The 23,461-nt window shown below is 68.7% G+C and carries 22 protein-coding genes; 12 read left to right on the forward strand and 10 right to left on the reverse strand.

Annotated features, from left to right (window positions below):
• Positions 1–78 precede the first annotated feature (78 nt).
• From BYZ73_RS08755 to BYZ73_RS08765, 3 genes are all read right to left on the reverse strand, one after another.
• Positions 79–1,065 (reverse strand): phosphotransferase enzyme family protein, encoded by a 987-nt coding sequence (locus tag BYZ73_RS08755; protein ID WP_112315672.1) that lies wholly within the window; start codon positions 1,063–1,065, stop codon positions 79–81.
• Positions 1,062–2,336: an aspartate aminotransferase family protein gene (locus tag BYZ73_RS08760; protein ID WP_112315673.1), complete on the reverse strand. Its 1,275-nt coding sequence runs from the start codon at positions 2,334–2,336 to the stop codon at positions 1,062–1,064. The genes BYZ73_RS08755 and BYZ73_RS08760 overlap by 4 nt, the downstream gene beginning before the upstream one ends.
• 66 nt (positions 2,337–2,402) lie before the next feature.
• Positions 2,403–3,398 carry an asparaginase gene (locus tag BYZ73_RS08765; protein WP_112315674.1) on the reverse strand — a complete coding sequence of 332 codons (996 nt, stop codon included), beginning with the start codon at positions 3,396–3,398 and terminating at the stop codon, positions 2,403–2,405.
• Between the two features lie 200 nt (positions 3,399–3,598).
• Here BYZ73_RS08765 and BYZ73_RS08770 point away from each other — a divergent pair, with 200 nt between their 5' ends.
• Positions 3,599–4,132 (forward strand): invasion associated locus B family protein, encoded by a 534-nt coding sequence (locus tag BYZ73_RS08770; RefSeq protein WP_108027588.1) that lies wholly within the window; start codon positions 3,599–3,601, stop codon positions 4,130–4,132.
• Positions 4,133–4,192: 60 nt separating this feature from the next.
• Here the strand turns inward: BYZ73_RS08770 and BYZ73_RS08775 are convergent, their stop codons facing one another.
• Entirely contained in the window at positions 4,193–5,161 is a 969-nt protein-coding gene (locus tag BYZ73_RS08775) for a VPLPA-CTERM sorting domain-containing protein (protein WP_112315675.1), read from the reverse strand.
• Between the two features lie 200 nt (positions 5,162–5,361).
• On the opposite strand from BYZ73_RS08775, the gene rlmN reads away from it, so the two are divergent.
• Entirely contained in the window at positions 5,362–6,585 is a 1,224-nt protein-coding gene (gene rlmN, locus BYZ73_RS08780; protein WP_112315676.1) for a dual-specificity RNA methyltransferase RlmN, read from the forward strand.
• Positions 6,586–6,689: 104 nt separating this feature from the next.
• Positions 6,690–7,610, forward strand: coding sequence for a DMT family transporter (locus BYZ73_RS08785; protein WP_245943097.1), 921 nt, complete (start codon positions 6,690–6,692; stop codon positions 7,608–7,610).
• Here the strand turns inward: BYZ73_RS08785 and BYZ73_RS08790 are convergent.
• Positions 7,607–8,425: an LOG family protein gene (locus tag BYZ73_RS08790; protein WP_112315677.1), complete on the reverse strand. Its 819-nt coding sequence runs from the start codon at positions 8,423–8,425 to the stop codon at positions 7,607–7,609. The genes BYZ73_RS08785 and BYZ73_RS08790 overlap by 4 nt on opposite strands.
• Positions 8,426–8,516: 91 nt before the next feature.
• Here BYZ73_RS08790 and dapD point away from each other — a divergent pair, with 91 nt between their 5' ends.
• Together dapD and BYZ73_RS08800 are read left to right on the forward strand one after the other, a co-directional pair.
• Complete coding sequence (gene dapD, locus BYZ73_RS08795) at positions 8,517–9,344, forward strand: 2,3,4,5-tetrahydropyridine-2,6-dicarboxylate N-succinyltransferase (RefSeq protein WP_108027592.1); 828 nt, start codon at positions 8,517–8,519, stop codon at positions 9,342–9,344.
• A complete protein-coding gene (locus tag BYZ73_RS08800; RefSeq protein ID WP_245943098.1) occupies positions 9,337–9,663 on the forward strand; it encodes a hypothetical protein in 327 nt (108 codons plus the stop codon). The genes dapD and BYZ73_RS08800 overlap by 8 nt, the downstream gene beginning before the upstream one ends.
• 90 nt (positions 9,664–9,753) lie before the next feature.
• On the opposite strand, the gene BYZ73_RS08805 is transcribed toward BYZ73_RS08800, so the two are convergent.
• From BYZ73_RS08805 to BYZ73_RS08815, 3 genes are all read right to left on the reverse strand, one after another.
• Positions 9,754–11,082 (reverse strand): TRAP transporter large permease, encoded by a 1,329-nt coding sequence (locus BYZ73_RS08805; RefSeq protein ID WP_108027593.1) that lies wholly within the window; start codon positions 11,080–11,082, stop codon positions 9,754–9,756.
• The gene (locus BYZ73_RS08810; RefSeq protein ID WP_108027594.1) at positions 11,075–11,569 is read right to left on the reverse strand and encodes a TRAP transporter small permease; all 495 of its coding nucleotides are present in this window, start codon (positions 11,567–11,569) and stop codon (positions 11,075–11,077) included. The genes BYZ73_RS08805 and BYZ73_RS08810 overlap by 8 nt, the downstream gene beginning before the upstream one ends.
• 87 nt (positions 11,570–11,656) lie before the next feature.
• Complete coding sequence (locus tag BYZ73_RS08815) at positions 11,657–12,661, reverse strand: DctP family TRAP transporter solute-binding subunit (RefSeq protein ID WP_112315678.1); 1,005 nt, start codon at positions 12,659–12,661, stop codon at positions 11,657–11,659.
• A gap of 286 nt (positions 12,662–12,947) precedes the next feature.
• Here BYZ73_RS08815 and BYZ73_RS08820 point away from each other — a divergent pair, with 286 nt between their 5' ends.
• Complete coding sequence (locus BYZ73_RS08820; RefSeq protein ID WP_112315679.1) at positions 12,948–14,138, forward strand: MFS transporter; 1,191 nt, start codon at positions 12,948–12,950, stop codon at positions 14,136–14,138.
• Here the strand turns inward: BYZ73_RS08820 and BYZ73_RS08825 are convergent.
• Together BYZ73_RS08825 and BYZ73_RS08830 are read right to left on the reverse strand one after the other, a co-directional pair.
• Complete coding sequence (locus BYZ73_RS08825; protein ID WP_112315680.1) at positions 14,108–15,385, reverse strand: NAD(P)/FAD-dependent oxidoreductase; 1,278 nt, start codon at positions 15,383–15,385, stop codon at positions 14,108–14,110. The genes BYZ73_RS08820 and BYZ73_RS08825 overlap by 31 nt on opposite strands.
• Before the next feature lie 13 nt (positions 15,386–15,398).
• Complete coding sequence (locus tag BYZ73_RS08830) at positions 15,399–16,064, reverse strand: haloacid dehalogenase type II (protein ID WP_112315681.1); 666 nt, start codon at positions 16,062–16,064, stop codon at positions 15,399–15,401.
• A gap of 225 nt (positions 16,065–16,289) precedes the next feature.
• On the opposite strand from BYZ73_RS08830, the gene argE reads away from it, so the two are divergent.
• The 6 genes from argE to BYZ73_RS08860 all read left to right on the forward strand — a co-directional run bounded on the left by argE (position 16,290) and on the right by BYZ73_RS08860 (position 23,404).
• A complete protein-coding gene (gene argE / locus BYZ73_RS08835) occupies positions 16,290–17,399 on the forward strand; it encodes an acetylornithine deacetylase (RefSeq protein ID WP_112315682.1) in 1,110 nt (369 codons plus the stop codon).
• A gap of 164 nt (positions 17,400–17,563) precedes the next feature.
• Entirely contained in the window at positions 17,564–18,376 is an 813-nt protein-coding gene (locus BYZ73_RS08840; RefSeq protein WP_112315683.1) for a GNAT family N-acetyltransferase, read from the forward strand.
• 18 nt (positions 18,377–18,394) lie between these two features.
• Complete coding sequence (locus BYZ73_RS08845) at positions 18,395–19,771, forward strand: aspartate aminotransferase family protein (protein ID WP_112315684.1); 1,377 nt, start codon at positions 18,395–18,397, stop codon at positions 19,769–19,771.
• Complete coding sequence (locus BYZ73_RS08850; RefSeq protein WP_112315685.1) at positions 19,771–20,679, forward strand: 2-hydroxyacid dehydrogenase; 909 nt, start codon at positions 19,771–19,773, stop codon at positions 20,677–20,679. Before BYZ73_RS08845 ends, BYZ73_RS08850 begins: the two co-directional genes overlap by 1 nt.
• A gap of 274 nt (positions 20,680–20,953) precedes the next feature.
• On the forward strand, positions 20,954–21,694 hold the full coding sequence (locus tag BYZ73_RS08855; RefSeq protein ID WP_112315686.1) for an HAD-IA family hydrolase: 741 nt from the start codon (positions 20,954–20,956) through the stop codon (positions 21,692–21,694).
• 99 nt (positions 21,695–21,793) lie between these two features.
• On the forward strand, positions 21,794–23,404 hold the full coding sequence (locus BYZ73_RS08860; RefSeq protein ID WP_112315687.1) for an ABC transporter substrate-binding protein: 1,611 nt from the start codon (positions 21,794–21,796) through the stop codon (positions 23,402–23,404).
• Positions 23,405–23,461 lie beyond the last annotated feature (57 nt).

Consider the following 23,461-nt stretch of genomic DNA (forward strand, 5'->3'; position numbering starts at 1 on the left):
AAGAGAGACCTGCGCTCCTTCTTCTTGGCAGAAATACCCAAGGCGCGCCGTCGGCCACAGGGCGGCCGCCCGGTCGGCTCACCCGATCCGGAACAGCGGGCGGCCTTCCATCACCGCATGGGCGGTGCGCACGGCCCGGTTCAGATAGGCGCGGATCCGCGGGTCGTGGGGGTCGAGCCGCGGCATGGTCCAGCCCACCGAGGCCAGCGACCGCAGCATGACGAAGACCGGAAGCATCGCCAGATCGGCCGCGCTCAGCCCCCGTTCGGTGGCATAGCCCTCGATGAGCCCTGTCGCGATGGCGTCTAGGCCGGGTTCCTCGAGATTGGGCACGAGCGCGGTCCCGAGATCGTAGATCCGGAAGCCGAAGCCGCAATCGTCGAAGTCGATCAGATGCGCCTGGGCCCCGTCGAACAGCACGTTTTCCCGCATCAGATCGGCATGGATCAGCCCCATGTCGCCCCCCGCCGCGGCATAGGCCGACAGCTTTTCGCGGGCGAAGCGGCGGGCTTCCTGCAGCAGGATCGCCTCGGCGTCGCTGGCGGCGGGATGATCCCAGAACCGGCCCCAGAACGGCGCGGGACCGAGGAGGCTGTCGGCGTCCCACCGGAGCCGGACAAAGCCCTGGGGCAGGGTCAGCCGGTCGGTCGCCACGTGAAGCCGCCCGATGGCCCGCCCGAGCCCGGCGAACCGCGTCATCTGCTCGGCCGGGGAGCCGTCGAGCGGCCGTGCGCCGAGGCCGAGCGGCGCCCCCTCGACCCAGCCCAGCACCGAGGCCACGCGCCCGTCGTCAAGATGGGCCAGCAGGGCGCCGTCGCGGGTGGTCTCGGGACCGGGCACCGGAATTCCGGCCTGTGCCAAGGCGGCCATCCACCACAGTTCCGAGCGGATGGCGTCGACGCTTTGATAGCCGCGACGGTGCAGGCGCAGCACGCCGCGCCGGCCCTCGGGCAAGGCGATCGCGAAAACCGCGTTCTCGCGATGCGACAACAGCCGGGGGGCGGTGCAGCCCTCCCAATGGGTGGCGGCCTCCTCGGCCAGGCACAGGGTTTCGGCCTCGGTCATCTCGGCACCTCCGTACGGGCCAGGACCCGGTCAACACTATCGAGCACAAGATCGGCATGCTCGCGCGAAAACGGCATCGGCGGGCGGAACTTGAGCGTGTTCATCGCGCGCCCGATCCGCCCCGCAAGGATGCCCTCGGCGCGGAGCCCCTCGACCAGCCGGATGGCGAAACCGGTAGCAGGTGCGCCGGTCTCGTCGACGAACTCGGCGCCGAAGAAAAGCCCCCTGCCCCGGACCTCGGCCAGCCAGGGATGGCGGAGCCCCCCAAGCCGGTCCAGAGCGTAGGCACCGACCGTGCGGGCGTTTTCCATCAGCCCCTCCTCCTCGATGACCTCAAGCGTCGCCAGCGCCGCGGCCATCGAGACCGGATTGCCGCCAAAGGTGTTGAAATAGCCGAAGGCGCCGCGGAAGGCGGCCATGATCTCGGGCCGGGTGACGGCGGCGCCGACCGGATGGCCATTGGCCATCGGCTTGCCCAGCGTGACGACATCGGGAGCAAAGCCCAGCACCTCGTGGCCCCAGAAGGCGGTGCCGAGCCGTCCGAAGCCCGGCTGAACCTCGTCGGCGAGGATAAGCCCGCCCGCCTGCCGCACCACCTCGACGGTGGGATCGAGAAAGCCCGGGGCCAGCGTCGGGAAACCTTCATTGGCGAAGAACGGGCACAGCATGAAGCCTGCAAAGCCGTGGCCTGCCTCTTCCAGTTCGGCGATGGCGCGGGCGACATTGGCGGCGAAGGCTTCGGGCTGGGCCTCGGCGCTGCCGCCAAGCGGGGCGAGGCTGTCAGGGGCGGGCACCAGCCGCACATGGGGCGGGTAGCCGCCGATCGGCGGGCGCCGGGTCGAGAGCGCGCTGACCGCGGCGGTATTGCCGTGATAGGTGTTGTCTGTCGCGATCAGCCCGGTCTTTCCGGTCGCCGCCTGGGCCATGCGAAGCGCGACGTCATTGGCCTCGGACCCGGTGCAGACCATCACCGCCTGGCTCAGGTCATGGCCGAGGGTCGCCGTCAGCCGCTCGACATAATCGAGGATGGTCTCGTGCAGGTAGCGGGTATGGGTATTCAGCCTTGCGGCCTGGGCGGCGATCGCTTCGACCACCTTCGGGTGGCAATGGCCGACATGGGGGACGTTGTTATAGGCATCCAGGTAGCGCCGTCCGGCGGCGTCCCAAAGCCAGACGCCCTCGCCCCGGACGATATGGACGGGCTCGTCGTAGAAGGTCGGCACGTTCGGACCGAGCAGCCGCGCGCGCCGGTCGATCAGGGGGTCGGTCATGGAAGGGCACCTCGGGCGTCTGCGCTCCAATCAGAGCGCAGCGCCGAGGCGCATGCAAGGCCGACTTCAGGCGAAGCCGGGCGCCAGCCGCATCGCGCCGGTCTCGATCCCGCGCCAGTTGAGGATCGGGCCGACCATCCGCTTCCGCGCGGCCGGATGGGCGGGGTCGAGCGCCCCCAGATGGACCAGAAGCCCGGCAATGGCGGCCTCGGCCGCGCGGGTGGCGCCGTCCTCGATCTTGAGCGCGACGCCAAGGCCGCGCCCGGGCAGGAAGGCCACGAAGACGCCCTCGGCCCCGGTCTTGACCGCGACCCGGCCCTCCATCGCGCGCATCAGCTCGGTGCAGGCCCGGCCCTCGCCCGCGACCAGATCGGGATGACGGCGCATCGCCTCGCTCAGCCGTCCGGCGGCGCGGGCGCGGGCGTCGCCCGCATCGGGCCGGGCGGCGGCAAAGATCGCCATCGCGCGGGCAAGCCCTGCGACCGTGGTGGCGAAGTTCGGCGCCGAACAGCCGTCGATGCCGAAGCCGGGGCTCGCCCTCCCGGTGACCTCTTCGAAGGCCGCGCGGACCGCGCGCTGCACCGGATGGGCGGGATCGACATAGTCGGGTCCCGCGTGCAGGTGCCGGGATAGGGTCAGAAAGCCCGCATGCTTGCCCGAACAGTTGTTGTGCAACTGGCAGGCGTGTTCGCCCGCGCGGATCATCCGGTCGCGCTCGTCGCGGTCGCGGGTCGGTTGCACGCCGCAAAGCAGGTCGGCTTCGTCCAGACCCAGCCCGTCCAGCCAGGCCGCGACCTTGCCCACATGGAGCGGCGCCCCCTGATGCGAGGCGCAGGCCAGCGCCAGATGCTCGGATCCGAGACCGGCCGCGTCGGCTGCGCCGCTTTCGACCAGCGGCAGCGCCTGCACCATCTTGCAGGACGACCGGGGCAGGATCAGCGCCTCGGGATCGCCCCAGGCGGCCACAAGACCCGAGGCATCGCAAATCGCCGCATGGCCGCGATGGCAGGATTCGACCATGCCCCCACGCAGCAGCTCGACCATGGCGACGGCACCGGTCATTCCCTGCCTCCCATCCGGTCCGGGTCCGGCATCGTGTCCCTGCTCCCCTTCAAGTCCGATTGACTTTGTGCCATGAAGACTTTCATATCCCCGCGTGCCTAGGCTAGGCTGCGCATATCGAGTTCGGACCTGCCACGCCACTGGAAACGCTTCCCCAAAAGGCGGGCCGAGAGGCAAAGACAGCTGGAGGCTGTAAGACGATGACATCCCTTTTCCGAGCGGCCATCGCGGGCGGCGCTTTGGCGTTGGCGGTGACAGCGGCGCATGCGCAGGAAGAATCGACCAACAACGTGGCGGTCAAGACCGACTGGAACGTGTTCGTCGAGACCGATCCCACCGAATGCTGGAGCGTGTCGCCCCCCAAGAAGACGGTCAACACCCGCGACGGTCAGGTCGTGTCCGTGCGGCGGGGCGAGATCCTTCTGTTCGTGACCTTCCGCCCCGGCGACGGTATCGCGGGCGAAGTTTCGTTCTCGGGCGGCTATCCGTTCAAACCCGGCTCGACCGTGGCGCTCAGCGTGGGCGACAGCAATTTCGACCTCTTCACCGAGGGAGAATGGGCCTGGCCGGCCTCGAAGGCCGACGATGCCAAGATCATCGAGGCGATGAAACGCGGCGCCGAGGCCGAACTGGTCGGTTTCTCGTCGCGGGGGACGAAGACCACCGACACTTTCTCGCTTTACGGCTTCACTGCCGCGATGGACGAGGCCGCGCGCCGCTGCTCGGGCAACTGAGCCGGACGCGCCGGATCGCAGGCCGCCAAGGCATCGCCCCGATGCCTTGGCGTTCGCGTGTCAGGCGCGGCGGCGGATGAGGCCGAAGGCCGCCAGTCCGGACAGGACCAGCGGCAGGGTCGCCGGCACCGGCACGGGCGCCGGATCGTCCGCCAGGACATAGCGATAAAGCCGCGTATAGGCGTCGAATTCGCCCTCGACCGCCTGCGGGTCGATCACCATCTCGACATACATCTCAAGGCCGCCATCGGCCAGCTCGCGGAGCGCAAGCCCCTCGGTTTCGAACCGGATGTCGCCCTCGAAGATCGGCAGCTGGAACAGCTCTTCGACATGGCCGGTCGCCAGATCGAGGCTGTAGACCGATTTCGTGCCGATATCGGTGGACAGGTACATCATCCCGTCCAGAACCTTGGCCCCCTGAACGCGCTTCAGCTCCTGATCCATCTGCAGCGTGCCGAGAAAGCTCCAGTCGGTGAGGTCGTAGACGTTGAGCGTGTCGCCCAGCGCCCATTCCTTGCCATAACCCAGCCCGGTCGCATGATCGATCGCCGTCCAGCTCGCGACATCGTCGCGCCGGTTGGTCGGATCGCCCAGCATTTCGTGAAGCTCGCCGGCATAGGCAAGCGTCGTGGCATCGAAGAAGGCCACATGCCCGTTCTGATAGTCGCCCTCGGCACTGTCGAGAGACGCGTGAACGACCCCGTCCCTGATGTCGAAATCGCCGATATGGTCGAAGCCCCGATCGGCAAGCGCGGCCGGAATGCCGCTGACGACCTGACCGGTTTCAAGATCGTAATGCCCGCTGGCCTCGATGAACTGCCAGTCTTCGGTGAACCGGGCGAGCCCGTATTGCCAGGAGGTGACCCATTCGTTGGCCGCGGCGTTCCAGGCGATGCCCTGGGTCATCTGAAGCCCGGTCTGGTTCTCGTCGAGGAAGGCATAATCGGCAAAGCTGTCGAGGGTCCAGCTTGCGGCATGAACCGAACCGGCCGCCAGAACGCCGGCGGCGGTGATGAACAGAAGACGCATTCGTCTCTCCAAAATGTGAGCCCTGCCCGAGTGCGGGCGCCGCCAGCGTTAGGCGCGGCGCCTGACAATCTGGTAACGTTTTGTTAACCGGATTGTGACGCGATGCCGTTTCGCGGCGGCGCCCCCCGAGGCAAGCGCGACCCTTTCAAAACGGGCGCGACTCTGCTAAGGGGTACCGCTTTCCGAACAGGAGTCCTCCGATGTCCGCGCCCATCGTCCAGGATGTGCTGCCGCTGCCCCGCAAGCTGCCGGAAACCGACCGGGTCAATCTGGTCGGCCTGACCCGCCCGCGTCTGCGCGAGGCGCTGATCGCTGCCGGCACGCCCGAGGCGCAGGCCAAGATGCGGGCGAACCAGCTGTGGCAGTGGATCTACCAGAAGGGCGTGCGCGATTTCGACGCGATGACCAATCTGGCCAAGGACTACCGCGCGCTGCTGAAGGACCATTTCGCGATCGAAGTACCCGAGATCGTCACCCGCTCGGTCTCGGCCGACGGCACCCGCAAATATCTGGTGCGGATCGCGGGCGGGCATGAGGTCGAGGTGGTCTACATTCCCGAGGACGGGCGCGGCACACTCTGCATCTCGTCGCAGGTGGGCTGCACCCTGACCTGTACCTTCTGCCACACCGGCACCCAGCGGCTGGTGCGCAACCTGACCGCGGCCGAGATCGTGGGTCAGGTCATGCTGGCGCGCGACGATCTGGGCGAATGGCCGAAGCCCGGCCGCAATCCGAAGGACGAAACCCGGCTGATCTCGAACCTCGTCCTGATGGGCATGGGCGAGCCGCTTTACAATTTCGAGGCGGTGCGCGACGCGATGCTGATCGCGATGGATGGCGAGGGGATTTCGCTGTCGCGCCGCCGGATCACCCTGTCGACCTCGGGCGTGGTGCCGGAAATCGAGCGCGCGGGCCGCGAGATCGGCTGCATGCTGGCGATCAGCCTGCACGCGACCACCGACGAGCTGCGCAACAAGATCGTGCCGATCAACCGAAAATACCCCATCGCCCAGCTGTTCGAGGCGCTCCGGGCCTATCCGAAGCTGTCGAATTCGGAACGGATCACGTTCGAATACGTGATGCTGAAAGGCGTGAACGACAGCGATGCCGATGCGCGGCGGCTGGTGAAGCTGATTTCGGGCATTCCGGCCAAGATCAACCTCATCCCGTTCAATGAATGGCCCGGCGCGCCCTATCAGCGGTCGGACTGGGACCGGATCGAGGCCTTCGCCAACATCGTCTACAAGGCGGGCTATGCCAGCCCGATCCGCACCCCGCGGGGCGAGGACATCATGGCGGCCTGCGGACAGCTGAAATCGGCGACTGAACGCGCCCGCAAGAACCGCTTCCAGATCGCGGCCGAGGCCGGCCTGCCCGAGCCCGAACGCATCGTCCGCCGCCCCGACGCCCCCGACGTTCACTGAGCGCGAGGACCTGATCGCCTGCGCGGGCCGCCGGTTTGCGCAGCTTTCGGGTCGCGCGCCCCGGCCCGCCGCGCCAATCTGCCGGAAAGTGGCAGGAGGGCAACATGACAACCATCGCGGACCCGGCGGAGCGTCTGACCATGGGGCGGGCCGAATGGGCCATGCTTCTGGCCCTGTCCGTGCTGTGGGGCGGGTCGTTCCTGTTCGTGGGCATCGCCGTGGCCGAACTGCCGACCCTGACGCTGGTCTGGCTGAGGGTGGCACTGGCCGCACTCGTGCTATGGGCCGCCGTCGCGGTGACCGGACGGCCGTTGCCCCGCGCGCCCCGGGTCTGGGCAGCCTTCCTCGGCATGGGGCTTCTGAACAATGTCATCCCGTTCAGCCTAATCGTGGCCGGACAGCACAGCATCGCCTCGGGGCTGGCCTCGATCCTCAATGCCACCACGCCGCTTTTCACCGTGGTGGTGGCAGGTCTTCTGCTGGCTGATGAGCGGCCGGGCGGGCTGAAGCTATGCGGGGTCGCGGCGGGGCTGGCCGGTGTGGCGGTGATGATCGGCCCCGACGCGCTGGCCGGTCTGGGCACGAATGCGCTGGCCCAGCTGGCGGTGCTGGGCGGCGCGCTGTCCTATGCCTGCGCGGCGGTGTTCGGGCGGCGGTTTCGGCGGATGGGTGTCGATCCACTGGTGACGGCGGCCGGGCAGGTCGGCGCCGCGACGCTGTTGCTAAGCCCGGCGATGCTGATCGCCGACCGGCCCTGGACGCTGCCGATGCCGGGCACTGCCACCTGCGCCGCCGTGCTGGGGCTGGCGGTGCTGTCGACCGCGCTGGCCTATCTGCTTTACTTCCGCATCCTCGCCCGCGCCGGGGCCACCAGCCTGTCGCTGGTGACCTTCCTGATCCCGGTCTCGGCGATCCTGCTGGGCGGGCTGGTTCTGGGCGAGCGGCTGGCCCCCACCGATTTCGCCGGCATGGCCTGCATCGCGCTCGGGCTTGCGGCGGTCGACGGCCGGCTGTTCCGGCGCTAGCGGGGCAGCGTCCAGGCCTCGATTATTGCGACCGCCTCTTCGGCGGTCTCGACGAAGGAGAACAACCGCAGGTCCTCATGGCTGATGGTCCCGGCCTCGGCCAGGGCCTCCCAGTTGATGACCGTCTCCCAGAAGCTGCGCCCGAACAGCAGGAACGGCACCGGGTCCATGCGCCGGGTCTGGATCAGGGTCAGCGCCTCGAACATCTCGTCAAGCGTGCCGAAGCCGCCGGGAAAGATCGCGATCGCCGCCGCGCGCAGCAGGAAGTGCATCTTGCGCATCGCGAAATAGTGGAAGTTGAAGCACAGCTCGGGCGTCACATAGGGGTTCGGCACCTGTTCATGCGGCAGCACGATGTTCAGCCCGATCGACACGCCCCCCGCATCGGCCGCGCCACGATTGCCGGCCTCCATCACCCCCGGCCCGCCGCCGGTCACGATGACATGGTCAAGCCGGTCGCCCTGCTGCCCCCGCAAGGTCATGCGCCGGGCGAATTCCCGCGCCTCGTCGTAGTATTTCGACAGATCGGCCAGGGTTTCGGTCCGGGCGGTGTCGCGATGCGCGGGGTCTGGGATGCGCGCTCCGCCGAACAGCACGATGGTGCTTTCGATGCCGTAATCCCGCATCATCAGCTCGGGCTTCAGCAATTCCAGCTGCACCCGGACCGCGCGCATCTCGTCGCGGCACAGAAACTCGGGATCGGCAAAGGCCAGCCGGTACGAGGCCGACCGGGCCTGCGCCGTATCCGGGCTGTCCCTTGCGCTTTCGATATCGCGGAGGGCGTCGCGGAGCGGGCGGCGGGCTTCGTCATGCATGGGGGTCTCGCTTGGATTGCGCGTTAAGCAACTAGCGTCTATAGCCTGACCGCCAACGAGACCAGAAACCTTTTGACGGGAGGTTACCCCCATGTCCAACGCCCAGCTCGAAACGGCCATCGAGGCCGCCTGGGAGGCCCGCGACACGATCACGTCCGCCACCCGGGGCGAGACCCGCGAGGCCATCGAGGCCACGCTGGAGGCGCTGGACAAGGGCACGCTCCGCGTCGCCGAAAAGCAGGCCTCGGGCGACTGGCATGTCAACCAATGGGCCAAGAAGGCGGTGCTTCTGGGCTTCCGGATCAAGGACATGGAGTGCCACGAGGGCGGCCCGCAGGACGGTGGCTGGTGGGACAAGGTCGACAGCAAGTTCAAGGGCTGGGGTCAGGCCGACTGGCGCGCCGCGGGCTTTCGCGCGGTGCCGAACTGCGTGGTGCGCAAATCGGCCTATATCGCGCCCGGCGTGGTCCTGATGCCCTCCTTCGTGAACCTCGGCGCCTATGTCGACGAGGGCACGATGGTCGATACCTGGGCCACGGTCGGGTCCTGCGCCCAGATCGGCAAGGGCGTCCATCTCTCGGGCGGCGTCGGCATCGGCGGCGTACTCGAACCGATGCAGGCGGGCCCCACCATCATCGAGGACAACTGCTTCATCGGCGCCCGCTCCGAAGTGGTCGAGGGCTGCATCGTGCGCGAGGGCTCGGTCCTCGGCATGGGCGTCTTCATTGGCAAGTCGACCAAGATCGTCGACCGCGAGACCGGCGAGGTGATGTATGGCGAGGTGCCGCCCTATTCGGTCGTGGTCGCGGGCTCGATGCCCTCGAAGGGCGGCGTCAGCCTCTATTGCGCGGTGATCGTGAAACGCGTCGATGCGCAAACGCGGTCCAAGACCGGTATCAACGAGCTTCTGCGTGACTGAGAAACCCAGCAGCCGCCAGCAGGTCTACACCCTGCTGGTCGAGGTCGGGCGCAAGCCTGATGACGGCCTGCCCGACGGCGCCACCGGGGCCGGGCTGATGTGCTATGCCTCGGGCGTCGACGAGGCCGAGGCGGTGCGCGAAACGGTGGCCGTGCTGAAACAGGCGGGCCTCGCCCCGCTCGACGTCACCGGCTACGGCACCCTGGCCGAACGCCGCGACGAGGGCCACGAGATCGGCCCCGAGGAAGAGGCCCTGATGGCCCGCGCCCTGGCCGAGAACGCGGTCATCGTGGCCCAGATGGACCCTTTCTTCGACTAGAGCCGCCGATCCCCGAACCGCCCGGCGCCCCGTTTCTTCTTGGTCGAAATACCCCGGGGGTGCGGGGGCAGAGCCCCCGCCCCTCCCGCCTCAGCGCAGCGCCTCGACCAGGAAAAGCGACAGCTGCGGCAGGCCCGCCACCACGGCAAGACCCAGAAGACTCGTCAGCAGGAAGGGCGCCGCCCCCCGCGCGATCTGCTCGATGGAAAGCCGGGTCACGTTGGCCGCCACATAAAGGTTGATGCCGACCGGCGGGGTGAAAAGCCCGATGGCGAGGTTGACCATCACTACCACCCCGAACCAGACCGGGTCCCAGCCCATCTCGCGCATCACCGGCAGAAAGATCGGCAGCGAGATGAACATCACCGTGATCGCATCCATGAACATGCCCGCGACCAGCAGGATCACCATGATCGCCAGCAGGATGACCCACTGGTTGTCGCTCAGCCCCAAAAGCGCGCCGGAATAGGTGCCGACCAGATCCTCGACCGTCACCACCCAGCCGAAGAGCCCGGCATAGGCCACGACCAGCATCACCACCGCCGAGGACGCGGCGGCGTCGGCCAGCGCCTCGTAAAGCCCGCGAAGGGTCAGGGTCCGGTAGGCCAGCGCGCCGACGCCCAGCGCATAGACGGTAGCGACAAGCGCGGCCTCGGTCGGGGTGAAGACGCCCGAATAGATGCCGCCAAGAATGACAAGAGGCGTCAGAAGGCCCCAGAACGCCTCGCGGAAGGCGGCGGCCAGCCTCTGGCGGTAAGGCAGCCCGGCATGGGGCGTGGGGCTCAGCGCATCAAGCGCCTCGCGTCCGCCCCCGCGCCGCCCGGCGAAGGGCAGCGTCGCCAGCATCACCAGCCCCATGAACAGCCCCGGCAGCACGGCGGCGATGAAAAGCTGCGAGATCGAGGTCTCGGCGATCACCCCGTAGATCACAAGCCCGATCGAGGGCGGGATGACGATGGACAGCGCCGCCCCGGTGCAGACAAGCCCCGCCGCATAGGCGCGGTCATAGCCGTCTTCCTCCATCCCCTTGACGATCATCGGCCCGATGGCCGCGACCGAGGCCGGGCCCGAACCGCTGACCGCGCCCCAGAACAGGCAGACCACGGTGCCGACGACCCCCATGCCGCCCGGCATCGACCCGATCAACACCCGGAAGAAGCGGATCATCCGCTCGGCGATGCCGAGTGTGCCCATCAGCGTGCCCGCCAGGATGAAGAACGGGATCGCCAGCAGCGAGAACTTGGTGACGCCGGCCGCGATCAGATCGCCCGCCAGATCGAAGCCGAAGCCCATCTGTCCCATCGCGTAGAAGGCCGACAGCCCCAGCGAGAAGGCGACCGGGACCCGCAGCGCCATCAGCACAAAGAACAGGATCACCATCTCGGTGCCCGCGCCGAGACCGGGAAAGAGATCAAACATGGGGCGTCTCCGGCGACACCGTGCCCGAGGCGCCGCCCAGCGCCTCGCGGACATGCTGCAGATAGCGGATCAGGATCAGCGCAAAGCCGAAGGGCACCGCCGCCTGATAGTACCAGGCCGGGACGCCCAGCGCATAGGACCGCATCCCGTTGCCGTGCAGATTGACCAGCACATCCCAGGACACCCAGGCCGACAGCGCCAGCAGCAGCGCCGACAGCGCGGCTGCCAGCAAAAACATCGGCTTGCGCAGCACGGGCGGCAAGAGGTCCTGCACCAGCGTGACCGCCAGATGCTCGCCCCGCCGCGCGGCGATGGCCGCGCCGAAGACGGTCAGCAGCAGAAAGCCGTTGGTCAGCAGCTCTTCGCTGGCGGCCAGCGAATAATGGGTGCCGTAGCGCACCACGACATTGGCAAAGCCGATCGCCGTCATGCCCAGAAACAGCAGGGCGCAGACGATCTTCTCGGCCTCTCGAAGCAGGAAGCGCATGGGCGGGCCTACCGGAATGGACGAAACGCGGTCAGGCGCCGGGGTGGGGCCGCCTGTCGGCGACCCCGATTCCCGGCGCCAGCGGGCTCAGTTGGTGCCGACGATGGCCGACTGGAACGCCTCGACGATCTCGGACCCGACCTTCCCGGCCCATTTGTCGAAGGCGGGCTTGGTCGCGGCGCGGAACGCCTGCAGTTCCTCGGCGGTCGGTTCGTAGACCTCCATGCCCTTCTCGCGCAGGAACGCGATGCCCGACGCGGTCGCCTCGCGCGAGATCTGGCGTTGCCAGGCCATCGCCTCCACCGCGGCCTTGCGCATCTTCTCCTGGGTCTCGGCGTCGAGACTGTCCCATTTCGCCTTCGACACGCCCAGGAAGACCGGATCGTAGGAATAATGCCAGGCGGTCAGGTATTTCTGCATCTCGTAGACCTGCTGCGGGATGATCACCGCGCCGATCGGGTTTTCCTGCCCGTCAACGACGCCCTGCTGCAGCGCGGTCAGCGTCTCGGACCATTGCATCTGGGTCGGGTTCGCGCCGAGCGCGTTCATCACGTCGATATACATCGGTCCCGAAACCCGCATGTTGAGCCCCTTCATGTCCTCGGGCGATTTCACCAGGCGGACGTTGTTGGTCAGCTCGCGAAAGCCGTTCTCGCCCCAGGCCAACACGACGATCCCCTTCTCCAGCAGGATCCTCGCCATCATCTCGCCGGGCGCGCCCTGGGTCGTGGCGTCGACCTCGTCATAGGAGCTGTACAGATAGGGCAGCGAGAAGATCGCCATCTCGGGCACCAGCGGCGTCACGTTGATCGCCGAGGTCACCACGAGATCGAGCGCCCCGCGCCCGACCATCTCGGCCTGTTTCATCTGGTCGCCGCCCGAAAGCTGCGCATTGGGGAAGACCCGGACGGTCATCTCGCCATCCGTCGCCTCGGACAGCAGCTCGCCGAACTTCTCGGCGCCCTTGTGCCAGGTCGTGGTGTCGCCGACATTGTGCGACAGGCGCAGGGTCTCGGCCGAGGCCGTTCCCAGCATCAGCGCCCCCGCAATCAGGGCGGCCAGCGCCCGCCCTCCCAGTTTCGCAGCCTTCATGGTTCTCCTCCGTCTTTTTGCCCGGCCCTGTGGCGCGGTGCTCGATGGCGGACCGCACGGACCCGCGGGCAACATCAAGACCAGAAGCCGGACCATGGCACAAGCCGTCAGACGTCCCGTCACGGTGCGGGGCCTTGCATCATGTCAGCGCAGGACGCCCGGGCAGCGCCTCGACGAGAGCTTGCCCGGACGGCGCGGCACCGATTGCCTCGGGCGGCATTTCCTGCAATCGAGGGGGCAAGGACGACGCGGGTCCCCGCGCGCCCCACGCATCCGGAGGATCGGCATGCCCACATTCCGCACCCCCTGGCGCGGCGCTGCGGCGGCCTTCGCGCTGAACGGCTTCCTTCTCGGCGCCTGGGCCTCGCGCGTGCCCGCCGTGGCCGAGCGTCATGGCCTGTCCGAGGCCGGGCTAGGCCTTCTGATCCTGCTGATGGGGCTCGGGGCACTGGTCTCCTTCCCGCTGGCCGGCCGGCTCAGCGACGCCGTCGGCGCGGTGCGCCTGACCCGGCGGCTGGCCGTGCTCTACCTGCTGAGCCTGGGACTGGCCGGGCTGGCCCCGGACCCCTTGACGCTGGGCGCGGCGCTGTTCCTGTTCGGTGCGGCCCATGGCGCGATGGATGTGGCCATGAACGGCTGGGCCGCCGAGGTCGAACGCCAGATGGGCCGCTCGGTCATGTCCTCGATTCACGCGATGTGGAGCTTCGGCGCCGGGATCGGCGCGGCATCGGGGCTCGCGGCGGTGGGCCTCGGCCTGTCGGTCGGGCTGCATTTCGCGCTGGCCGCCCTGGCGGTCGGAGCCGCGATGGGTCCCTTCCTGTCGGTGCCCTGGACCTCGCGTATCGCCCCGCGCCGGGGCCGGGCGCCGGTGTTCGCGCTGCCGCGCGGGCCGCTGATCCTGGTCGGGCTGATCGCGCTGTCCTCGGGCTTCGGCGAGGGCGCCATGGTCGACTGGAGCGCGATCCTGCTGCGCGAGGGCATCGGCGCCACCGAGGCGCGCGCGGCCCTGGGCTATACGGTTTATTCGGCCAGCATGGTGGCGATGCGGCTTTGCGCCGACCGTCTGGTGGTCCGGCTCGGGCCGGGACCGGTCGCGCGGGCGGGCGGGCTGACGGCGGCGCTGGGCGTGACGCTCGTCACCGGGCCGATGAGCTTACCGCTGGCGCTGGCCGGGTTCGCGCTGATGGGGCTGGGGCTTGCGGTGCTGGTGCCTTTGGCCTTCAGCCGCGCCGCCGCCGACCCCGAGATCCCGCCCGGTCAGGCCATCGCCTCGGTCGCGACCATGGGCTACGGGTCGGTTCTGATGGGGCCGGCCCTGATCGGGCTGATCGCCGAGGCGACCTCGCTGCGGCTGGCCTTCATGCTGCTGGGGCTTTGCGCGCTGCTGGCCGCAGCCCTTGCACCGGTGCTCGGCCGCAAGGGGCCGCGGTCGGTGGCGGCGGCCGGTCAGGACATCATGTCCTTCAGCCGGAAATAGGCGCCCACCACCGGCAGGAACCAGGGCTTGCCCGAATTGAACGGGATCGGCGGCCAGTCGAGCCCGGTCAGCGGGTTGGTGTCGTCCCGCCCCATCGCGATGTCGGCCAGCGCCGCGCCGATCAGCGTCGACATCTGCGCGCCATGGCCGGAATAGCCCATGCCGTAGATCATGCCGTCGGCCTGCCCCGCCCGCGGGAAGCGGTCCTTGGTCATGCCCACGAGCCCGCCCCAGCAATGGTCGATCTCGACCCGGGCCAGATCGGGGAAGATCGCCGCCATCGAGGCGCGCAGGATCTTGCCCGATTTCGCGTCCGAGCGCTGGTCCGACACCGCCGAGAACCGCGCCCGTCCGCCGAAGATCAGCCGGTTGTCGGGCGACAGCCGGAAATAGTTGCCGACATTCATCGAGGTCACGCAGGTCCGGTTGCCGGGCATGGCCCGCGCGGCTTCCTCGGCGCTCAGCGGCCGGGTCGCGACGATGAAGGACCCGACCGACAGGATGCGGCGCCGGAAATAGCCGAAGGTCCGGGGCGTGTAGGCGCCGGTCGCGAGGATCACCCGGTCGGCGGTCAGCGTGCCCTTGGGCGTCGTCACGGCCCAGCCCGTCACGCCCTTTTCGCGTGCCGTCACCGGCGCGCCTTCCCAGATCACCGCGCCGTGGCGCCGGGCGGCCTCGGCCAGCCCGGTCACATAGCGGCCCATGTGCATCATCGCCGATTTCGGATAAAGCACCGCGCCGTGAAATGCCTCGGACCCGACCTCGCCCGCCAGATCGGCGCGTTCCAGCCATCGCGTCTCGGGGTCGACCTCGCGGTTGATCAGCTCGTAATTCGCCTTCAGCCCGTCCACATGGCCGGGTTTCGAGGCAAGCTTCAGCTTGCCCGACCAGCGGAAATCGCAGTCGATGCCCTCTTCCTGCGTGATCGCCTCGATCATCCGGATCGAGGCATCATAGGCCTTGTAAAGCCGGTGCGCGGCCTCGGCGCCCAGCGCCGCCTTGGCCTCGGCATAGCCATGGGCAACGCCGTTGTTGAGATGCCCGCCATTGCGCCCCGACCCGCCCGCGCCGACATGGGCGGCCTCGAGCAGAGCGACCTTGACGCCCGCCTTGGCCAGCTGCCGCGCCGCGTTCAGCCCGGTGAAGCCGCCGCCGATCACCGCCACGTCGAAACGCCCCGAGACCTTGTCGGGGCAGGCGCCCGCAAAGCGCGGCGCGGTCTCGTGCCAGTACGAGGAATAGTCCATCGCCCGACTCCGCCTAAAGCCCGACGACGCCGGCCAGCCCCGAGATGTCCTTGATCTCGGTATAGCCGTAATAGGGGTTCGCCGGTTCATGGCCGCGATTGACCCAGACCTTGTTGACGATGCCCAGATCATGCGCCGTCATCAGGTCGTAGCGGAAAGACGAGGACACATGCAGGATGTCCTCGGGCCCGACGCCGAGGCTGTCGAGCATGTATTCGAACCCGCGCATCCGAGGCTTGTAGGACCGGGCGTCCTCGGCGGTGAAGACATGGGCGAAGGGCGCGCCCAGCCGGGCCACGTTCTGGTGGATCTGCGCATTGTCGGCATTCGACAGGATCACCAGCGGAATTTCCTGCGCCACCTTCGAAAGCCCCGCCGGCACGTCGGGATGCGGCCCCCAGCTCGGCACCAGATCGTAGATCCTGGCGGCCTCGGCCGGGTCGAAGGGCAGACCGTTGGCCTTGCAGGTCCGCTCGACCGCATTATGGACGACCTCGGCATAGGGCTTCCAGGCGCCCAGCACCTCGTCCAGCCGGTAAGCCGCGAAATTCCTGATGAATTTCGCCAGTTTCTCGGGCGACAGGCGGGGGCCCCAGATGTCGGTGGCGGCCTCGGCCATCGCGAAATGGATCAGTGTGCCGTGGCAATCGAAGGTGATGTATTTCGGGCGGAAGGTCATGGGGGTCTCCGGTGAGTTCGGCCAGAGCATGCGCCCGCCGCCGCGGAAGACCTTGCCGCCTTTGCCCGCAGGGGCGCATGAAATTGCGTATCACCCCCGGGCTGCGGCAGGTCGTGCCGCCAGAGCGCCGAGAACGGCCGCATCGCGCGGGGCGCTGCGGGCATTCTGGGGACAGCGCCGCGGAGCCCCTGCCCCGCCCCACCCCGGAACCGGATCAAAGACCCCATGCCCCCCGAACTGATGCTTGCCCATCTCGTCGCCTTCCGCACCGTCGTCGGACGGCCGAACGGGGCGCTGATCGACTTCGTCCGCGACTATCTGATCGAGAACGGCGTGCCGTTTTCGGTGATCGCGGGACCCGAGGGCGACCGGTTCAACCTCTTCGCCAGCATCGGCCCCGTGGGCGTGCCGGGCTATATCCTGTCGGGCCATGTCGATGTCGTCCCCGCGGGCGAGCCGGACTGGAAGGCCGATCCCTTCACCCTGCGCGAAGAGGCCGGACGGCTGATCGGGCGCGGCGCCTGCGACATGAAGGGGTTCGTCGCCGCCGTGCTGTCGGCGGTGCCCGATCTGGCCCGGCGCGAGCTGGCCGCGCCGATCCACATCGCGCTTTCCTATGACGAAGAGGCCGGCTGCCTTGGCGTGCCGCATCTGATCAAGCGACTGCCGACGCTTTGCGCGGCACCTCTGGGCTGTATCGTCGGCGAGCCGACCGGGCTGGTGCCGGTGCTGCGCCACAAGGGCAAGGCGACGATCCGGGTCTCGGCCGAAGGCATCTCGGGGCACAGCTCGCGCCCCGATCTGGGCTGCAACGCGATCCACCGGCTGATCCCGGTCCTGACCGCGGCCCGCGCGCAGTCGGCCGCACTTGAGTCCGGGGCGCAGGACGCGCATTTCGCCCCGCCCTGGTCGACGCTGCAGGTCGGCACCGTTTCGGGCGGGCAGGCGGTCAATATCCTGCCGGCTGCGGCCGAGGCCATGATCGAGGCGCGCGCCATCGCCGGCGTCGATCCGCAGGGGTTGCTGGGCCCGGTCGTCGCGGCCGCGGGCGAGGGCGTGACGGTCGAGGTTCAGTCCGCCTACCCTGCGCTCTCGCTTGACGAAACAAGCCCGCTGGCCGTGCTCGCCGCCGAACTCTCGGAAAATGCGCCGCTTTCCGCGGTCAGTTTCGGGACCGAGGCCGGGCTTTTCCAGGCGGCGGGGGTGCCATCGGTCGTCTGCGGCCCCGGCGACATCGCCCGTGCCCACAAGCCCGAGGAATATCTGACGGTGGATGAACTTCACGCCGCGCGGGCGATGGTGCTGCGGCTTGGCGACCGGCTTGGCGCCGTCTGAACGCAGCATATCGTGTCGCGCGGGCCGAGCGCATGACAGGAAAATGCCGCCCGGTCCGGCGATCCGGTGGCTTCTGCCGGGATCGCGCTCCTAGCCTTCGGGACAGGGGGCGCCCCGGCGACCGACCCGGCACCCGACCCGGCGCCCGAACGGATGGAGGTTCAATGATCCCGATCGTGCCTTTCGACGACAGCCATCTGGCGGATGGCGTGCGGCTCTCGCAGCAGGCGGGCTGGCCGCATCGGCGCGAGGACTGGGCGCTGGTCCTGTCGGTCTCGACCGGCGTGGCTGCGCTCGACGCCGAGGGCCGCGTCGTGGGCACCGCCTTCTGCTCCGCCTTCGGGGACCGCGCCGCGCTGAACATGATCATCGTCGATGCGGCGTTGCGCGGACAGGGGCTCGGCCGCCGTCTGATGGAAGCGGTGATCGCGCTTGCCGGCGACCGCGCGCTGTCGCTGGTCGCAACCCCCGAGGGCCGCCCGCTTTACGAAAAGCTGGGCTTTGCCGCCGCGGGCGAGATCGTGCAGCATCAGGGCGAGGTGGTTCGCCATCTGCCGTCGCCGGGCCTGCCGGTGCGGACCGGCGGGGCCGACGACCTCGACCGGATCGCCGCGATGGACCGGGCCGCGACTGGCGCCGACCGGCGCACGCTGCTGACGAAGATCGCCGCCTCGGGACAGGTCCTGATGGCCGAGGGCGGCTTCGCGATGCTGCGCGCGTTCGGCCGGGGCACCGTTCTGGGACCTCTTGCGGCCGACAGCCCGCTGACCGCCCGGGCGCTGATCGCGGCCGCCGCCCAGGGGATGCCCGGACGGTTCTTGCGGGTCGACACCCGGCCCGGCCTTGGCCTCGGGCCGCGTCTGAACGAAATCGGCCTGCCGCATGTGGGCGGCGGGACCGAAATGCACCGGGGCCCCGCCCCCCGGCGCGACGACAGTTTCACAACCTATGCCCTCGCCTCGCAGGCGCTGGGCTGAATTTCGGAGACCGCAGCCATGTTGTCGAATTCGCTGATCGAGCTCGATCGCGCGCATCTTGTCCACCCGGTCGCCTCATGGCAGGGCCACGAGGCGCGCGGCGTGCGTCTGCTGCAATCGGCCAAGGGCGCCACCGTCACCGATGCCGAAGGCCGCGAGCTGATCGACGGCTTTGCCGGGCTCTGGTGCGTGAACGCCGGTTACGGCCATGAAAGCATCGTCGAGGCCGCCGCCGAGCAGATGCGCCGCCTGCCCTATGCGACGGGCTATTTCGACCTCGGCGCCGAGGCCCCGATCCGGCTGGCCGCCGCCCTGGCCGAGCGCGCCCCGGGCGATCTGAACCATATCTACTTTGCCCTCGGCGGGTCGGATTCGGTCGACAGCACGATCCGCTTCGTCCGCTACTACTGGCATGCGAAGGGCCAGCCGGGCCGCGACCAGTTCATCTCGGTCGCCCAGGGCTATCACGGCTCGACCACGATGGGCGCGGGCCTGACCGCCCTGCCGTCCTTCCATACCGGCTTTGGCGTGCCCTATGAGTGGCAGCACAAGATTTCGTCCCATTACAGCTACCGCAACCCGGTGGGCGACGACCCCGAGGCCATCACCGCCGCCTCGGTCGCCGAACTGAAGGCCAAGATCGAGGAAATCGGCCCCGAGCGTGTCGCCGCCTTCTATGTCGAACCGATCCAGGGCTCGGGGGGCGTGCTGGTGCCGCCGCCGGGCTGGGTCAAGGCGATGCGCCAGACCTGCCGCGACTATGGCGTGCTGTTCGTCGCCGACGAGGTCATCACCGGCTTCGGCCGCACCGGCCCGCTGTTCGCCTGCGAGGACGAAGGGATCGTCCCCGACCTGATGACCACCGCCAAGGGGCTGACCTCGGGCTATGTGCCGATGGGCGCGGTCTTCATGGCCGATCATGTCTACGAGACCATCGCCGAGGGCGCGGGCGCGGCCGCCGTGGGCCATGGCTTCACCTATTCGGCGCATCCAGTCTCGGCCGCCGTCGCGCTCGAGGTGCTCAGGCTCTACGAGGACGGCGGCCTGCTGGAAAACGGCCGCAAGATGGGGGCGCGACTGATGGCGGGGCTGCAGGGCCTTGCCGATCACCCGCTGGTCGGCGACGTGCGCGGCCGGGGCATGCTGGCCGCCATCGAGATGGTGACCGACAAGGCCAAGAAGACCCCGGTTCCGGCCGAGTTGAACGCCGCGACCAGGCTTTTCGACCGCGCCTGGGAGCAGGGCCTGGTAATCCGCGCCTTCGCCAACGGGATCTTCGGCTATGCGCCGCCGCTCTGCTGCACCGAGGCCGAGATAGACGCCATCGTCGAGCGCACCCGCAAGGTGCTGGACCTGACGCTGGACGATCCCGAGATCCGGCAGGCGATGGCCTGATGGCCTTTCTTCTGCTGTCCTACCCCGAACGCGGTGCCGTCTGGCGCCGCGTTTTTCATGAGGCGGGCGAGGATCTGTGGGTCGGCACGGACGAGGTCCGGGACGCGGCCGCCGTCACCCATCTGGCCTGCTGGCAGCCGCCGGACTTGTCCGCCTATCCCAGCCTGAGGGTGCTTCTGTCGGTGGGCGCGGGCGTCGACCACATGCCACCGCTGCCGCCGGGCGTGGCGCTGGTCCGCACCGTCGCGCCGGGGATCGACCGGATGGTGCGCGACTGGGTGGTGATGGCCACGCTGATGCTGCATCGCGATATGCCCACCTATCTGGAAGGCGCCCGGCAGGGCCGCTGGCAACAGCACCCGGTGCGGCTGGCCGCCTCGCGCCGGGTCGGCATCCTGGGACTGGGCCGGATCGGCCGGCTGGCCGCGGAAACTCTCGCGGGCCTCGGCTTCGAGGTCGCGGGCTGGAGCCGGTCCGGTACGCCCCTGCCGGGGATCGAGACCCATGGCGCGGCCGGGCTCGACGCCTTTCTTGCGCGCACCGACATCCTGATCTGCCTGCTGCCGCTGACCGGCAGCACCCGCGGCCTGCTGAACGCCGGTCTCTTCGCGAAACTGCCCCGGGGGGCGCATCTGGTCCATGCCGGGCGCGGGGCGCAACTTGACATGGCGGCGCTGTCGGACGCGCTCGATGCAGGCCGTCTGGCCTCGGCCATGCTCGACGTGACCGACCCCGAGCCGCTGCCCGCCGACCATCCCGCCTGGGCCGATCCACGGATCGTCATCACCCCCCATGTCGCGGCCAACACCGATCCCGAGGAAGGCGCCCGCCATGCGCTGGCGGTGCTGAGCGCCTGGCGCGCGGGCCGGACCCTGCCGGGACTCGTCGATCCCGAGGCCGGATACTGAGCCGGACCGGGTCGCAACCGGATATGCCGCGTGGGGGGCGGATTCGGTAGTTTCTGCCGCGGCGTCCGGATCTTTCGAATATTCCTCTCGCCCCCCGAACGGCACACTCGGGAAAGGCACAGGCGCTCCGGGACCGCGGAAGCCCTGAAATACAAGGGCGAAACGGCCCGGACCTTCCGGACGCGCCCTTGCAAAACGCCCCCGGTGCCCGGGTGCGACATACAGAAGAATGTTCCATGGCAGGTGCCATGGCCGCGTGAAGGAAAGGCCGATCATGGACGAGCAAACCGCCGAGACGCAGGCGCCGCCCCTCACCCGTTTCGATTATGTCAGCTTCGACGTGGTCGGCACGCTGATCGACTTCGAGGGCGCCATCAAGGCCGGGCTCGACGCCATCGCGACGGCCGCGGGCATCGATCTGGACGGCGAGGCCGCGCTGAGCGTCTACCGCGCCGCGCGCTACGAACCCGGCGCGCTGAAGTTTCCCGACGACCTGGGCCGCTGCTACGGGCGCATCGCCGCCGAATTCGGCCTGCCCGACACCCCCGAAGCGCGCCAGAGCATGATCGACGCGGTGGGCGAGGCACAGCCCTTCCCCGACAGCACCGAGGCGCTGGCGAGGCTGGCAAGACGCTACAAGCTGATCGCGATGACCAATGCCCGCCGCTGGGCCTACGAGAAATACGCCGCCAAGCTGGGCGAACCGTTCTGGGCCGGGTTCACCACCGACGAGACCGGGACCGAAAAGCCCGATGCGGCCTTCTTCGAACAGGTCTTCGCCCATGTCGCGGCGACCGGCGGCAGCAAGGACCGGATCCTGCACACCGCGCAAAGCCAGTATCACGACATCGGCATCTCGCGCGCGCTGGGCATGACCAATTGCTGGATCCAGCGGCGCCACGCCCAGAAGGGCTATGGCGGGACCATCGAGCCCGCCGAATTCACCAGGCCCGACTACCACTTCCACAGCCTCGCGGACCTTGCCGACGCCGTCGACCGGGCCTTCGCGGACTGATCCGCCCTCCGGGACAGGCAATCCCGGACACGGCACATCCGGGCCGCAAGCGCATGGCAAAGGCGTCCGGCCCCCCTCCAACAGGGAGACGACAAGCCCATGACCTTCAAGCCCACCAACTGGACCGGACGCGACGACGCGGCGGTCGAACATGCGATCCGGCGCGGCGCCTCGCGTCGCGAGCTTCTGAAGATGCTGATGGCCTCGGGCGTGGCCGCGACGGCCGGGTCCTCGATCCTGCTGCGCGCCGGGGCAGCGGTGGCCGCCACGCCGGTGACGGGCGGCACGCTCCGCGCGGCGGGCTGGTCGGCCTCGACCGCCGACACGCTCGACCCGGCCAAGGCGTCGCTGTCTACCGACTACGTGCGCTGCTGCGCCTTCTACAACCGCCTGACCTTCCTCGACGAGGCCGGACAGGCGCAGATGGAGCTGGCCGAGAGCATCGAGACCGACGACGCCAGGGTCTGGCAGGTCAAGCTCAAATCCGGCGTCACCTTCCATGACGGCAAGACCCTGACCGCGGCCGACGTGGTCTATTCGCTGAACCGCCATCTCGACGACAGCGTGGGCTCCAAGGCCAACTCGATCGCAAAGCAGATGACCGGCATCTCGGCGGTCGACGACCTGACCGTCCGGATCGAGCTGGCAGCCCCCAATGCCGACCTGCCGACCATCCTGTCGCTGCACCACTTCATGATCCTGGCCGAGGGCACCACCGATTTCACCAAGGCCAACGGCACCGGCGCCTTCCTCTGCGAGGTGTTCGAGCCGGGCGTGCGCTCGATCGGCACGAAGAACCCCAACTACTTCAAGGCCGAAGGCCCCTATCTGGACAGTTTCGAGTTCTTCGCGATCTCGGACGACAGCGCGCGGGTCAACGCGCTTTTGTCGGGCGACATCCAGCTGGCGGCCCAGCTCAACCCGCGGTCGATCCGGCTGATCGACAGCCAGCCCCATGTGGTCAAGTCGGTCACCACCGCGGGCAACTACACCGATCTGAACATCCGGCTCGACATGGACCCCGGCACCAAGGCCGGCTTCATCGAGGGGATGCGCCACCTCATCAACCGCGAACAGATCGTCAAGGCGGTGCTGCGGGGCCTGGGCGAGATCGGCAACGACCAGCCCGTGTCCAGCGCGAACCGCTATCACAACCCCAACCTCAAGCCGGCCGAATTCGACCCCGACAAGGCGAAGCACATCTTCGACAAGGCCGGGCTTCTGGGCACCTCGATCCTGGTCGTGGCCTCGGACGCGGCCATGTCGTCGGTCGACATGGCGACTGTCGTCCAGCAGGCGGGCGCCGAAATCGGCATGAAGCTCGACGTGCAGCGCGTGCCCTCGGACGGCTACTGGTCGAATTACTGGCTGAAGGCGCCGGTCCATTTCGGCAACATCAACCCGCGCCCGACCCCCGACATCCTGTTCTCTCTGCTTTACGCTTCGGACGCGCCCTGGAACGAAAGCCACTATGCGTCCGAGAAATTCGACAGCCTGCTGGTCGAGGCCCGCGGGTCGCTGGACGAAGAGCGGCGGACCGAGATCTACTGGGACATGCAGGAGATGGTCGCGACCCAGGCGGGCACGCTGATCCCCGCCTATATCTCGAACGTCGACGGGCTGTCGGAAAAGGTGAAGGGGCTCAGGCCGAACCCGCTGGGCGGGATGATGGGCTATGCCTTCGCCGAATATGTCTGGCTCGACGCCTAGGAGCCGCCCCTGAACGCGGGCGCGGGAGGCGATCCCTCCCGCGCCCCTCGTCGACGC

The organism is Rhodovulum viride (assembly GCF_003265965.1).
GTDB lineage: Bacteria > Pseudomonadota > Alphaproteobacteria > Rhodobacterales > Rhodobacteraceae > Rhodovulum > Rhodovulum kholense.

Coding starts and splice junctions, on each gene's coding strand:
- BYZ73_RS08755 (WP_112315672.1), bottom strand. CDS start 1,065: ATGACCGAGGCCGAAACCCTGTGCCTGGCCGAGGAGGCCGCCACCCAT.
- BYZ73_RS08760 (WP_112315673.1), bottom strand. CDS start 2,336: ATGACCGACCCCCTGATCGACCGGCGCGCGCGGCTGCTCGGTCCGAAC.
- BYZ73_RS08765 (WP_112315674.1), bottom strand. CDS start 3,398: ATGACCGGTGCCGTCGCCATGGTCGAGCTGCTGCGTGGGGGCATGGTC.
- BYZ73_RS08770 (WP_108027588.1), top strand. CDS start 3,599: ATGACATCCCTTTTCCGAGCGGCCATCGCGGGCGGCGCTTTGGCGTTG.
- BYZ73_RS08775 (WP_112315675.1), bottom strand. CDS start 5,161: ATGCGTCTTCTGTTCATCACCGCCGCCGGCGTTCTGGCGGCCGGTTCG.
- rlmN (WP_112315676.1), top strand. CDS start 5,362: ATGTCCGCGCCCATCGTCCAGGATGTGCTGCCGCTGCCCCGCAAGCTG.
- BYZ73_RS08785 (WP_245943097.1), top strand. CDS start 6,690: ATGACAACCATCGCGGACCCGGCGGAGCGTCTGACCATGGGGCGGGCC.
- BYZ73_RS08790 (WP_112315677.1), bottom strand. CDS start 8,425: ATGCATGACGAAGCCCGCCGCCCGCTCCGCGACGCCCTCCGCGATATC.
- dapD (WP_108027592.1), top strand. CDS start 8,517: ATGTCCAACGCCCAGCTCGAAACGGCCATCGAGGCCGCCTGGGAGGCC.
- BYZ73_RS08805 (WP_108027593.1), bottom strand. CDS start 11,082: ATGTTTGATCTCTTTCCCGGTCTCGGCGCGGGCACCGAGATGGTGATC.
- BYZ73_RS08810 (WP_108027594.1), bottom strand. CDS start 11,569: ATGCGCTTCCTGCTTCGAGAGGCCGAGAAGATCGTCTGCGCCCTGCTG.
- BYZ73_RS08815 (WP_112315678.1), bottom strand. CDS start 12,661: ATGAAGGCTGCGAAACTGGGAGGGCGGGCGCTGGCCGCCCTGATTGCG.
- BYZ73_RS08820 (WP_112315679.1), top strand. CDS start 12,948: ATGCCCACATTCCGCACCCCCTGGCGCGGCGCTGCGGCGGCCTTCGCG.
- BYZ73_RS08825 (WP_112315680.1), bottom strand. CDS start 15,385: ATGGACTATTCCTCGTACTGGCACGAGACCGCGCCGCGCTTTGCGGGC.
- BYZ73_RS08830 (WP_112315681.1), bottom strand. CDS start 16,064: ATGACCTTCCGCCCGAAATACATCACCTTCGATTGCCACGGCACACTG.
- argE (WP_112315682.1), top strand. CDS start 16,290: ATGCCCCCCGAACTGATGCTTGCCCATCTCGTCGCCTTCCGCACCGTC.
- BYZ73_RS08840 (WP_112315683.1), top strand. CDS start 17,564: ATGATCCCGATCGTGCCTTTCGACGACAGCCATCTGGCGGATGGCGTG.
- BYZ73_RS08845 (WP_112315684.1), top strand. CDS start 18,395: ATGTTGTCGAATTCGCTGATCGAGCTCGATCGCGCGCATCTTGTCCAC.
- BYZ73_RS08850 (WP_112315685.1), top strand. CDS start 19,771: ATGGCCTTTCTTCTGCTGTCCTACCCCGAACGCGGTGCCGTCTGGCGC.
- BYZ73_RS08855 (WP_112315686.1), top strand. CDS start 20,954: ATGGACGAGCAAACCGCCGAGACGCAGGCGCCGCCCCTCACCCGTTTC.
- BYZ73_RS08860 (WP_112315687.1), top strand. CDS start 21,794: ATGACCTTCAAGCCCACCAACTGGACCGGACGCGACGACGCGGCGGTC.